This window comes from Streptomyces sp. NPDC050636, assembly GCF_040654775.1.
Lineage (GTDB): Bacteria > Actinomycetota > Actinomycetes > Streptomycetales > Streptomycetaceae > Streptomyces.
In genome coordinates this window covers 55,069-66,950 of the sequence record NZ_JBFAIP010000028.1, presented here as the reverse complement: position 1 = coordinate 66,950, position 11,882 = coordinate 55,069, and the positions used below count along the sequence as shown (strand labels likewise).

Here is an 11,882-nt window from a genome sequence, read left to right as displayed (position 1 = left end):
GGCAGGGCAGGCACAAGTTCCTCCGTGGTAGGGCACGTTGAGGGATCAAGGGGCAGCCGGGCGGTGTGTGTTCGGAGCCCGGTTCGCCGCTTGTGGGGAGAGGGCATCGTGGTCCGTGCGTGACCGGGTGAGTGTGTAGAGGAGCCCGGCAGCGAGCTGGAGGGCCGCGATGCCGAGCAGCAGCAGGGGCGGAGACAGAGCGGCGGCCACTCCGACGAGGGCGGCTCCGCAGGCCGCCGCCGATATCTTCAGGCCCGCGCCGAGGGTGAAGACCTGGGGCCGTGCGCGCGGCGGGGCGTGGTCGGCCCGGATGCGCAGGGTCGCGGTCAGCAGGGGACCGTCGCACAGTCCCGCGAGGGCGAACAGCACCGTGCCGACGGGTGTTGAGGGAACCAGCGCGGCGGCGGCCAGCGCGAGGCCGGTGCCGAACAGGGCGAGGGTCGCCAGACGCTGGACCGTGACCGGGGGCTGCCACCTGGCCACGGCCAGGGAGCCGATGAGCATCCCGATGGCGAAGGCCGTCATCAGGATGCCTCCGTTTCCCGGGCTGCCCCAGTGGTCGGCGAGCAGCACCGTAGTGGTGGCCAGGCCGCCGATTCCGCCGTACGCCAGGCAGGTGGCGGCGGTGATCGCGCGCAGTTCGCGGATGCGCCGGATCGCCGTTATGCCCGCCATCAGGTCGGCGCGCAGTGTGGCCGGCTCGGGTGCCGTCCCGCGGGGGTGCGTCCCGTATGTCTCCTCGGAAGCCCCGTCCGGCGGTTTGGCGAGGGCCGGCAGTCCGGTGCCCCCGTACGGCAGCCCGGCGGCCAGCGCCGCTGCAACGGCCGCCGCCCCGCCGAGGAGCGCCATCGCCGGGCCGGGCGACGCCAGCCCCGCCACGACGCTCACGGCCGCGGGACCGGCCACCGACGCGGCACTGTAGACCGCTGCGTCCAGCGCGTAGCCACGGTCCCGCGGCGCGCCCTCCGGGACGAGCCCGGCGATCAGGCTGGACAGCCCGCCGTAGACCGCCGGGCCGCAGCTGCCACCGGCCAGGGCGACGGCCAGCGTCACCGGTACGGGGGCCCGTCCGATGATCACTGCCAGAGCCGTGATGGCCGTGGCGAATCCGCCCAAGGCGCAGAGGTAGAAGAGCCGGGGACGCCGGATCCGCGTGGCGACGGCACCTACCAGGGGCGCCGCGAGCACATGTGGCGCCATCCAGGCCGTGAGGACGAAGGCGCCCCCGGCTGCGCTTCCGGTGCGATGCAGGGCGAGCATCACCACCGCCACGGCCATGCCCTCCTCCGCCAGCCGGGCGAGGAACGCGGTTGCTAGATAGAGCCGTAACCCTGATGCTGCGGGCCGCTGGTGCATGGGGATCTCCAAGCTCGCGGGGGTGGGGCTGGCTGCTGCCCTATCTCTCGCCCGTAACGGGTTTATAGAGCAAGACGTTACACTGGGATGGGATGTGTCCGTCAGGGCGCGAGGCCTGGAGAATTCGACCTGTCAGCAGGGTTGTTGGCGAGGTTGACGTCGAGGTTGGTGTCGAGGCTGAGGTCGATGACGGGCCGTGGCCGTGGCCAGGGCCGCTGGTAGGGCCGTTGGTAAGCCGCCGACAGAGAGGGAGCGGACCCGAGGTGAGTGGTGACGCAGCGATCCAGCGAGGATTCCGGCCCGCTCGCCGCCTGATCGATCTCGCGAACGCGGTCCGGGCGTCCCCCGGCCTGTCGCGGGACGCGTTGGCCGATCTGCTCGCGCTCCATGGGGAGGGCCCGGATGATCTGACCGAGCAGTCGTTCTCGGAGGACGATGCGGACGGCCTGCGGACCGCCGCGCACCGCGTTGCCCGCATCCTCGCCGAGACCGACACCGACCGGGCCGCGCACGCCATCAACGCGCTGCTGGCCGAATGCGGCGCCCGCCCGCATCTGTCCCGGCACGGCGGCCATTCCTGGCACCTGCATGTCGACCGGGGTGAAGACGCGGGCTGGGCCGACTGGTTCCTTGCGTCCAGTGCCCTGGCGCTGGCTCAGATCCTCACGGAATACGGCCGCGTCCCCTGGGGCGAGTGCGCCGCCTCCCGCTGCGCCACCCTCTATCTGGGCACCGGACCCGGAAGCGCCCGCCGCTACTGCTCGACCGCCTGCGCTTCACGGGAGCGGGTGGCGGCCCATCGGCGCCGCAAGCGGGAGGGCGGGTAGCGGCGGTCTCCGATGGTGGTGGCGAGGAGGCGGGCGATGGCGCGAAGGGGAGGCGGCCATCAGCCACCTCCCCACCGCTGCCGTCCGTCAACAAGTCCGGCCGCAGCCCGCCCGCAGCCCGTCAACAGCCCTTCTGCGGTCGGTCAGTCGCCCTCCGGCAGTCGTTCCGCGGCTCTTCAACGGCCCATCAGCCCGGTGAACGTGTTCGGGTCGGCGTCGAATCCACGGAGCGCCGCACGGAAGCGCCATTCGCCCGCCTCGTCACGGGTGAACTCGGCGACGGTCGCGGCGGTGGCGTCCGACACATCGGCGAAGTCGCTCTCCGTCAGGTCCGTGTACCCCTCGCGGATCAGCACCCCGGTGTTCTCTATGTCGCCGAAGGTCCTCCTGCCCTCGCCCTGCTGGATGGCGACCCCGACGACGACACGTGCGTAGGTGTCCGCCAGCCGGTCCAGCTCCAGCGTCATGATTTCGTCCGGGCCGAAGCCCTGGCCGGTCCGGCTGTCCCGGTTGAGGGTGATGGTGCCGTCGGGCGACCGGCTGTCGAAGTGCACCAGGTAGGACGGATCGCCGTGCGACGCGTCCACCGTGTACGTCGCCGCGATGATGTCGAGGTCATGGTCCGGCTCGCCGAGGGGGCTGGGGTCCCACTTGAGGGTTACCTCGACCTTCTCGATCCCTTTGCTGAACGTGCTCACCGGGCTTCCCTTCCTTCGAATGCGTCGAACCGGGGCGCGCGGAACGGCTCCGCGCTCGGTCCGGTTGCCGGTCCGGCCCGATGCCGAGGGCGGACACGCGCTCCCCATGGGGCGTCAGACAGCCGCCGAGTTCCCGGGGAAACACGGCTCACCCACGTGATCACGCGGACAACCCCCCAGTACACCCCGTTGGTTGTCCATCGTGCCATGTCGGGTGCCTCGCGGGCCGGGTGAAGTGCGGTTATGGGCAACCGGGTTGGGATCGGCCGATGGCTGAATAGCGCCGTCCATCCAGTGGGGTGGCGGTTATTGAGGGCCGCAGGAGTGTGTTCCGGGGCCCGGCCGGTCGGGCCAGGCCGGACCGGCCACCCCAACTCAGGTCGTCGACTCTCCCCAGAGGCGGTTGAGGTGAGTGTCGAGGACCTCCAGCGCCGTGTCGGGGGAGAGGTGCCCGATGAGTACGTGGGTGGTGAGGCCGTCGGCGAGGGCGAGAAGAGTACGCGCCTCGCACTCCGGGTCGCGGGTTCCGGCGCGGTCAGTCGCTCCGGTGCCGGTGGCTGTTCCGATGCTCTTGGTGGCTCTCGTGGCTCTCGTGGCTCTCGTGGCTCTCGTGGCTCCCGTGGCCTCCATGATGAGCCGGGTGAACACCGTCTCCAGATCGGCGTAGTTGGCCCGCAGGGTTTCGGCCAGTGACGGACTCACCGCGGCCTGAGCCAGGAACGCCAGCCAGACGCGCGCCTCGGCGCGATGCTCTTCCCGGAGCAGCGAGATCTCGGTTGTGGCGTGTCCCAGCACCGTACGGGCCGACTGGGCCGGTGATGCGACAAGCCGAGCCGCCACACGCGCCGAGACCCGCTCGCCGATGTGTGTAAGAGCGAAGACCAGCATCTCCTCCTTGGTGCGGAAGCAGCGCTGCACGGCCCCCATGGACACCCCTGCGCGGGCCGCCACATCGCGAAGGGTGACGCCCTCCAGGCCGCTCTCGTCGGCGAGCCGGCACACGGCCTCGGCAATTTGCCGGCGCCGGCTCTCGTGGTCCACCTGCTTGGGCATGCCGTGCACTCCGGTTTATTCGATGCGTACGTATCGATGGCAAGGTTACGATTGCGCGAAGCGATGCAAGCGCATCGGAACGCGTCCGGACAGCATTCGGAACGCATTCGGAACGCACACGAGGGTGAAGAGGGCGAGGTCATGCAGAACGCGCTGTGGAAAATGGCGGCTCGCGAGCAGGCGGCGGCGGTACGGGACGGCGAGGTGACGGCGGTCGAGCTGGTCGACGCCCATCTGGAGCGGATCGCCGAGGTCAATCCGGCCGTCAACGCCGTGACGCAGCTGCTCGCAGACCGGGCCCGCGCCGACGCGGCCGGGGTCGACCGGCGGCGTGCCGCGGGCGAGGAGCTGGGGCCGCTTGCGGGCGTGCCCTTCACCGTCAAGGAGAGCACTGCCATCGAGGGTGTGCCTACGACGTACGGCGCGGAGCGCTTGCGTGACAGTGTGGCGCGCGCCGATGCGCCCCCGGTTTCGCAGCTACGCGCGGCCGGCGGCATCCCGATCGGGCACTCCAACATGCCGACCCTGATTCTCGCCGGTATCCACACGCGCAGCGAGCTGTTCGGCGACACGGCCAACCCGTGGAGCCGGGCGGTCACTCCGGGTGGCACCAGTGGCGGGGACGGCGCGGCCGTGGCGAGCGGGATGGTGCCCCTCGGGCTCGGCAACGACTCCGGGGGATCAGTGCGTATTCCCGCGTCCTTCTGTGGCGTCGCGGGATTGAAGCCGACCTACGGGCGGTTCGCCGCGGATCACCGCATCGGGCCGGACGACCCTTCCCTCGCTGCCCAGGTGCTGGTGGTCGACGGCCCCTTGGCGCGTACGGTCGGCGATCTGCGGCTCGCTTACGAAGTGCTGGCAGGGGCGGATCCCCGCGACCCGAGGGCGGTGCCGGTGGCTGCCTATGGGGAGTCGCTGGAACGTCCCCTCAAGGTGGCGATGGTCACCGACCCCGGCGGGCAGGGCGTCCATCCCGTGGTGCGCAAGGCCGTTGAGAGCGCTGCGGACGCGTTGCGCGAAGCGGGGTACGAGGTCTGCGAGGTGGCGGACGTACCGCGGCTGGATGACGCTCTTGAGGTCTACGGCCGGATGACGCTCACGGAATTCGCCTCCACGTGGCCATTGGTCAAGCCGCTGCTGGGGGAGGACGGTCATCGCTATATCGAGTTGGGGATGGCGAGGCGCGCCCCGGTGGAGCTGCGGGAGTATCTGCGGCTGACCGGCGTACGGCTGGGCATCCGCCGTGACTGGGCGGCGTTCCTGGACGAGTATCCGCTGGTCCTGGGGCCGGTGTTCACCGATCCGCCGTTCGCGCCGGGGGAGGAGGCGCGTGATGCGGAGAGTCACCTGAGGGTGCAGACGGCGTTGCGGCTGTGCACCGCGACGAGCTTCGTCGGTGTGCCCTCGGTCGCCGTGCCCACCGGGGTGGTGGACGGGCTCCCGTACGGCGTGCAGCTGATCGGGCGCTCCTACCGGGAGGACCTGTGTCTGGAGGCGGCAGAAGCAGTGGAGCGGCGGTTCGGCGTACTGACGCCCATCGACCCCCGCCCGTGAGCCGTGCCCAACCGTCCGTAAGGCCGTGCCTGCCCGTCCGTAAGGCCGTACCTACCGGACCGTAAGGGGCATCGTCCCTTGCCCGTAAGGGAGTTCGGGGTGGATGGGGTGTGACGCGCAGTAACGCCCTGGCGGGCTGGGGCCGTACGATGGCGCGGTGCTGGTCAAGTGGATTCGCCTCACCGTTGTGGACCGTCGAGGTTTCGAGCGGGGGCAGCGGAAATGGGCGGGGCTGCTGGGTGAGCCGGGGTTTCGCGGGCAGTGCGGCGGGTGGAGCCGGACCCGTCCGGGAGTCGCGCATCTGGTGGGCTTCTGGGAGAGCCGGGCGTTCTACGACTCCTTCATGGCCCGCTCGCACGACCGGCTGGCGGCTGCCCAGGTCGGCACCTACAAGGACCATCAAGTGCGGCTTTTTGAGCATGAATTCGATGTGAAGGTGGGTTTCCGGCCGGTCTTCAGTGACGCGGATGTGCTGCGGCTGGCGCACTCCCAGGTGCGCCTGGACCGGGTGGACCACTTCATGCTGATGCAGGAGAAGGTCTGGAACCCGGCGATGGCGGGGTCGCCGGGCATGCTGCGCGGGATGCTGGGGCGGGCGCCGGGGGAGGAGTTCCTGGTGTTGTCGTTGTGGCAGTCGGCGGCCGAGCGGGGGAAGTACCGGCCGGAACGGGTGGAGCGGCTGGCCCTGCGGGCCCAGATAGCGGCGGATGTGCGGGCGATCACGGGGGACGTGGTGCAGCTCGAACCGTCGTGGGCGGTGTGAGGGGCGGGGTCAGGAGGCGGCGCCGGGGGCGGGTTCCGCGCCTGCGCGGCCGGTGGTGAACACCCCGGCGCGGACGGCGGCCAGCGCTGCCGCCGCTGCCTGGTCGGCGAGTGTGTCGTCAACCGGCTCCTGGGTGATGAACAGGCGGAAGAAGACCGGCGCGGATACGGAGCGGGCGAGCGCGCCGGCGTCGATAACGGCGCCCCGGGAGCCGTCTGCGACGCCGTTCGTAGTGGCAGTCAACTCCCCGCGCTGGACGGCGCGTTCCACGATCGTCTCGCAGCGCGCGAACCGTTCGACGTAATAGGCACGCAGGGCTGTGGCGGCCCGCTCCGACTGGAAGGCGGCCGCGATCATCGCGGAGCCCGGCGCGGCGACCGCCGGGTCGGCGAAGGACGCGACGACTTCCCGGGCGAGGGCGCGCAGGTCGCCCTCCAGGGAGCCGGTGTCCGGCGGGGCCCAGCTGTCCTCGCCGGCCAGATCAAGGGCGTCGGCCACCAGGCCCTCGACGTCTCCCCAGCGCCGGTAGAGCGTCGTCTTGTGGACGCCGGAGTGCTCGGCGACGTACTCGATGGTCAGGCCGGGATAGCCGTGCTCGGTGAGGCCGGTCAGCACGGCGTCGCGGACTGCGGCCCGCGTGCGGGCGGTGCGTCCGCCGGGGCGCCGGGTGCCGGGGGTGGGCGCGGCGGCCCCGGTCTCGGCTCGGGCGGCGTGGGCCTCGGTCTCGCCAGGCAATTGCAACTCCCGTTGCGTTAGTGGATTGGGCGTGTCATCATCGTAACGCAACGTAAGTTGCGTTTGCTTGTCGGCTTGATCGAGGGCCGGATGTCCCAGCAACCGGACCGGAGGATTGCTTGCCCACCCAGATCTCGATACGTGATGTCACCGAGCCATACGCCGACCGACCGCTGCTCGACGGCGCCCCGCTGTCGATACGTCCCGGTGACCGCATCGGGATCGTGGGGGGGGGGCAACGGCTCTCGAAGCCACCGCCCGCACCGGCGATCAGTACCCGCTGCGCGGACCGCAGGCGTGTGAAGAAAGGGGGGTTATGCAGCGCGAACACGGCCGTGACGGTAGCAGCGTGCGGCATGTACAGGGCAGGCGTTTTAGGGTGGCGGCATGGCCCGGCCCCGACGCATCGTTCTCATCCGCCATGGAGAGTCGGAGGGGAACGTCGACGACACCGTGTATGAGCGGGAGCCCGACCATGCGCTCCGGCTCACGAAGACCGGGCTGCGGCAGGCGGAGGAGGCCGGTCGCTCACTTCGGGAGATATTCGGCGACGAACGCGTCTCCGCGTATGTATCGCCCTACCGCCGCACCCATCAGACCTTCCACGAGCTCGGCTTGGCCCCGGAGAGGGTCCGGGTCCGCGAGGAGCCCCGGTTGCGCGAGCAGGACTGGGGAAACTGGCAGGACCGCGACGACGTACGCCTCCAGAAGGCCTACCGCGATGCCTACGGCCACTTCTTCTACCGCTTCGCCCAGGGCGAGTCCGGCGCGGACGTCTATGACCGGGTCGGGGCGTTCCTGGAGAGCCTGTGGCGCAGCTTCGAGGCCCCGGACCACCCACCGAACGTCCTGATCGTCACGCACGGCCTCACCATGCGTCTGTTCTGCATGCGGTGGTTCCACTGGTCGGTGGCGGAATTCGAGTCACTGTCCAACCCGGGCAATGCGGAGTGGCGCAGCCTGCTCCTCGGCCCGGACGGGCGCTACTCGCTCGATCGGCCGTTTGCACGCTGGTGTGAACCCGAGCCTTATGGCGTCACCGGTTAGAGTGCACACCGATGACCGCCGACCACCGTGACGCAGACCGCTGTGAGCGGGCCCTGGCCAGCCTGCGCGGACTCTCCGTGGGCGATGCCCTCGGATCCCAGTTCTTCGTCCCCGCTCACTACCCCTCCCTCAAGCGCCGTGAGCTGCCGCCGACTCCCTGGCAGTGGACCGATGACACCGAGATGGCCTGTTCCGTGCTGTCGGTGCTCACCACCCACGCCCGGATCGACCAGGACGCACTGGCCCGCTCCTTTGCCGACCACCACGATTTCGATCGTGGCTACGGCCCGGCCGTCAACCGCATGCTCCGGCTGATCCGTGAAGGCGGCGACTGGCGCGAGCTGGCATCCGGACTCTTCAACGGCCAGGGCTCGTGGGGCAATGGCGCAGCCATGCGCATCGCCCCCCTGGGCGCCTGGTACGCCGACGACCCCGAGCAAGCCACGCACCAGGCGGAGATCTCCGCCTACACCACCCACCAGCACCGTGAGGCCGTCGTCGGTGCCATGGCCGTCGCCGCCGCGGCCGCTCTGGTGGCCGACCCGTCACGCCGTATCGGCCCCGCCGAGCTCCTCGACGGCGTGCTGGAGCTGATCCCGCGCAGCGCCGTACAGGCCGGGCTGCGCCGGGCCAGGGACATGCTCGACTACGCCGACTCCGGCACCGTCGCCGCCGTCCTCGGCTGCGGACGGCGCACCAGCGCCCACGACACCGTCCCCTTCACCCTGTGGGCGGCCGCCCGCCATCTCGGCGACTACGAGAACGCGTTTTGGACCACCGCGCAGGCCGGCGGCGATGTGGACACCACCTGCGCCATCGTCGGCGGCATCGTCGCGTCGAGCAGCGACGGCGCCCCGCCCCGCGCATGGCTGGACGGCACCGAGTCCCTCCCGTCCTGGGCGCCGGCCCTCGCCGACTGACCGGGCCGCCCGCCCCAACGGGCACCGCCGGACACCGACTTCACCTGCCGGCCGCCCCGCTGGCACCGAGAGCGCAGCACCGCGCGCCACGCCGCCGCACCGCCCGCGCTCCCGTCCGCATACCTGCCGGTAGCCCCGTCGGCCGGTGCCGCCGGCGCGGTCGCCGGCGTCATTTCGCACGCGGTCCGGATCCGATGCGGACGGCCGCGCCGAAAGGGCGTAACCTTGCTGGCGCCATGCCGTACGAGCCCCCCACCCATACCGTTGAGCGATCATTGCGCGCCACCACGGGCGCCAAGATCGTCGCAGGTATCGACGAGGTCGGGCGCGGAGCCTGGGCCGGTCCGGTCAGCGTCTGCGCAGCCATCACCGGTCTGCGGCGGCCGCCCACCGGACTCACCGATTCCAAGCTGCTGACACCCAAACGCCGCACCGAGATGTGCGACGTGCTCGGCGAGTGGGTCACGTCCTACAGCCTGGGGCACTCCTCCCCGGAGGAGATCGACGACCTGGGCATGACCGCGGCACTGCGGCTCGCGGCCGTGCGCGCCCTGGAGGCGCTGCCGGTCCGGCCGGACGCGGTCATCCTCGACGGCAAGCATGACTACCTGGGCGCGCCGTGGCGGGTCCGCACGGTCATCAAGGGCGACCAGTCCTGCATCGCGGTCGCCGCCGCGTCCGTGATCGCCAAGGTGCGACGCGACGCGATGATGGCCGAACTTGGCTTGGAATACGCCAACTTCGACTTCGCGGCCAACGCCGGCTACCCCTCGCCGACCCATCGCATCGCCCTGGAGGAGTACGGTCCTACGCCGCACCACCGAGTGTCGTGGTCCTACATGGACGCCCTGCCCCGGTGGCGGCACCTGAAGAAGGTGCGCGTCACCCCCGAAGCAGCCGCTCTGGAAGCCGGTGGCCAACTCGGCTTCGACTTCTGAGCGGTGCGGACATGAATTCGGTACCCGATGACGCGTCCCGCACTTACGTTTGATAGACATCCCTTTATGCCTCTCATCCCCGAGGAGCCTCAGATTCACGAGAGTGTCCCGGGTCCCCGCGCTACCCCGGCCGCCGGCCGCACCGCGCCGACCCCCCGTCCCGTTCCTGGTCCCGGACCCCGCCCCGCGCCTCCGCGTGGCGCTCCCGCGTCCAGTGCCCGTCCGGGCAAGCCCGGACCCGCTGCCCCGCCGCGTGGGCCTGTCGCCGCTCCGCCGGCGCAGCGCACCGGCTCCCAGCAGCCCGCTGCCGGTGACACCGGCCCCGCCGCAGGAGCGCAGCTCCAGCTGATCCCGGCACCCGCCGGCGGCGCCATCGACGCCGCCGATGAGGCCGTCGATCTGCTGCTGGACTCCGGGCGTGCGCCGGGCGAGATCCTGGTGCTGACCACCGGCGAGACCCACCCGTGGGCCGCACACGAGCTGTCCTTCGGTGAGGCGTCCTACTGGGCCCAACACGACGCCGCGGACGATGTGTTCTACGCGGACGCCACGGCCGAGCGCGCCACCGGCAGGCCCGTTGTGGTCGTCGCCGTCAACGGTGCTTCGGACGAGGTCACCGCGCGGGCCCTGCCCGCGGCGATGGCCCGTGCCGGAGTGCTGCTGATCGTCTGCGGCGACCCGCAGCGGATCAACGCTGTTCTCGGCGCGAACGCCTAGCAGCCACCGCAGTTACGGCTGCTCCCGCTCAACGCAGCCCGTCGGCCATCCAGGCCGGTCGGGCGCGTTGGCGTGCCCGGAGGGATATGGGCCGGGCCCGGTGGGCGGTTGCGGCGGGTGGATTGTGCGGTTCCGGGGCGTGCGGACCAGTGGTCGTGCGTGGCCCGCCCGGTCAGTGTGCCGCCGTGTGTCGCTGAGCCCCCGCCACGCCGCCCGAGCGCCGCGCTGTCGTACGGGTGCCGTTCCGCGGCGGCTCGGACGGCGACGGCCGCCCCGGAGAGAGGCGCTCCGCCGACGCGGGGGACGGGATCGCCGCCCGCTCCGTCGTGACCGGAAGCCGCGCCGAAGTGCGCGGCGAATCCGCGCGTGCTGAGCCGGTGTGCGGTGATTCCATATGTGCTGAGCCGGTGTGCGGTGAATCCGTGTGCGGTGAATCCGTGCGTGGTGAATCCGTGCCTGGTGATGTCACATACAACGAATCCGTACGCGGTGATTCCGTATGCGTTGCCGTCGCACGATCCGATTCCGTTTGTGGCGCCGCCACTTGCGACGACGAACTGGGGCGGCGCCCGCCCCTGCCCTCCCCCAGCACCTGCCAGCGGTCACCGGTCAGCGTGATGTACGCCCCGCAGCGCAGCCCGTGCAGGGTGCAGGCATCGCGCAGCCCCCACATCCACGCCCCGTCCGCCTCCGTCCAACGGGGCTCGCCCTCACGGCAGTAGAGCAGCACGGCCGTACGGACCGGGGCGCGCAGCCGCAGGTCGTGCGGGATCACCCGGCGCAGATGCGCCAGCAGGGCATTGCGGAACTGCCAGCCGTCCGGCGCGACCGCGGGCTCGGTGAACGACGCGCTGGCGGTCACCCGCTCCTGCGGATCCAGCACCGCCACGATGGCCGTCGAGGGCGCCGGACGATGACGGTGGTGCAGGCCGGTGACGACCTCACGGGGATTGCGCAGCAGCGGGATACCTGCCGAGGCCCACTCGGAGGGCTCCAGCATCCTGCTCAGTCGGGCGGTGGAATCGGCGGGCGCCAGCAGGGACACATGCGATGGCGGTGCGAAGCCGAAGGCCACGGTCCTCCCTTCGTCTACGCGTCCACGCGTCGGGCGGCGGCCGGGCGCGAAAGCGCACCACGGCATGGCCCTGCCTGACCGCGGACGGCCGGTACGGGGAAGCGGTTCCAATTCTTCCTGTCGTACACGCATGCGGCAACGAGCAAATCGTGCCCACGACCCGGAATCGCCCGGTGCGTCGCCAATATTCCTGCCCGCC

General features: G+C 71.1%; 11 protein-coding genes and 1 pseudogene. 7 read left to right on the top strand and 5 right to left on the bottom strand.

Annotation, left to right across the window (positions count from 1 at the left end):
• Positions 1–45: 45 nt before the first annotated feature.
• Entirely contained in the window at positions 46–1,356 is a 1,311-nt protein-coding gene (locus AB0I10_RS21445; protein WP_363154130.1) for an MFS transporter, read from the bottom strand.
• 263 nt (positions 1,357–1,619) lie between these two features.
• Here AB0I10_RS21445 and AB0I10_RS21440 point away from each other — a divergent pair, with 263 nt between their 5' ends.
• Complete coding sequence (locus tag AB0I10_RS21440) at positions 1,620–2,183, top strand: CGNR zinc finger domain-containing protein (RefSeq protein ID WP_363154129.1); 564 nt, start codon at positions 1,620–1,622, stop codon at positions 2,181–2,183.
• 176 nt (positions 2,184–2,359) lie between these two features.
• On the opposite strand, the gene AB0I10_RS21435 is transcribed toward AB0I10_RS21440, so the two are convergent.
• Together AB0I10_RS21435 and AB0I10_RS21430 are read right to left on the bottom strand one after the other, a co-directional pair.
• On the bottom strand, positions 2,360–2,881 hold the full coding sequence (locus AB0I10_RS21435; protein WP_363154128.1) for a TerD family protein: 522 nt from the start codon (positions 2,879–2,881) through the stop codon (positions 2,360–2,362).
• Between the two features lie 375 nt (positions 2,882–3,256).
• Positions 3,257–3,934, bottom strand: a complete 678-nt coding sequence (locus AB0I10_RS21430; protein ID WP_363154127.1) for a TetR/AcrR family transcriptional regulator — start codon at positions 3,932–3,934, stop codon at positions 3,257–3,259.
• 141 nt (positions 3,935–4,075) lie between these two features.
• Here AB0I10_RS21430 and AB0I10_RS21425 point away from each other — a divergent pair, with 141 nt between their 5' ends.
• A complete protein-coding gene (locus AB0I10_RS21425) occupies positions 4,076–5,488 on the top strand; it encodes an amidase (RefSeq protein ID WP_363154126.1) in 1,413 nt (470 codons plus the stop codon).
• 157 nt (positions 5,489–5,645) lie between these two features.
• Positions 5,646–6,251, top strand: coding sequence for a YdbC family protein (locus AB0I10_RS21420; RefSeq protein WP_363154124.1), 606 nt, complete (start codon positions 5,646–5,648; stop codon positions 6,249–6,251).
• 9 nt (positions 6,252–6,260) lie between these two features.
• Here the strand turns inward: AB0I10_RS21420 and AB0I10_RS21415 are convergent, their stop codons facing one another.
• Entirely contained in the window at positions 6,261–6,986 is a 726-nt protein-coding gene (locus AB0I10_RS21415) for a TetR/AcrR family transcriptional regulator C-terminal ligand-binding domain-containing protein (protein WP_363154122.1), read from the bottom strand.
• A gap of 387 nt (positions 6,987–7,373) precedes the next feature.
• Here AB0I10_RS21415 and AB0I10_RS21410 point away from each other — a divergent pair, with 387 nt between their 5' ends.
• The 4 genes from AB0I10_RS21410 (at position 7,374) to AB0I10_RS21395 (ending at position 10,608) form a co-directional block, all read left to right on the top strand.
• Positions 7,374–8,033 carry a histidine phosphatase family protein gene (locus AB0I10_RS21410; protein ID WP_363154121.1) on the top strand — a complete coding sequence of 220 codons (660 nt, stop codon included), beginning with the start codon at positions 7,374–7,376 and terminating at the stop codon, positions 8,031–8,033.
• Positions 8,034–8,044: 11 nt separating this feature from the next.
• Positions 8,045–8,953, top strand: a complete 909-nt coding sequence (locus AB0I10_RS21405; RefSeq protein WP_363154120.1) for an ADP-ribosylglycohydrolase family protein — start codon at positions 8,045–8,047, stop codon at positions 8,951–8,953.
• Positions 8,954–9,189: 236 nt separating this feature from the next.
• Positions 9,190–9,891, top strand: coding sequence for a ribonuclease HII (locus AB0I10_RS21400; RefSeq protein WP_363154119.1), 702 nt, complete (start codon positions 9,190–9,192; stop codon positions 9,889–9,891).
• Between the two features lie 66 nt (positions 9,892–9,957).
• Positions 9,958–10,608: a hypothetical protein gene (locus AB0I10_RS21395; RefSeq protein WP_363154118.1), complete on the top strand. Its 651-nt coding sequence runs from the start codon at positions 9,958–9,960 to the stop codon at positions 10,606–10,608.
• 547 nt (positions 10,609–11,155) lie between these two features.
• On the opposite strand, the pseudogene AB0I10_RS21390 reads toward AB0I10_RS21395, so the two are convergent.
• Positions 11,156–11,683, bottom strand: a pseudogene (locus tag AB0I10_RS21390) (hypothetical protein); the annotation flags it as partial.
• Between the last annotated feature and the right edge of the window lie 199 nt (positions 11,684–11,882).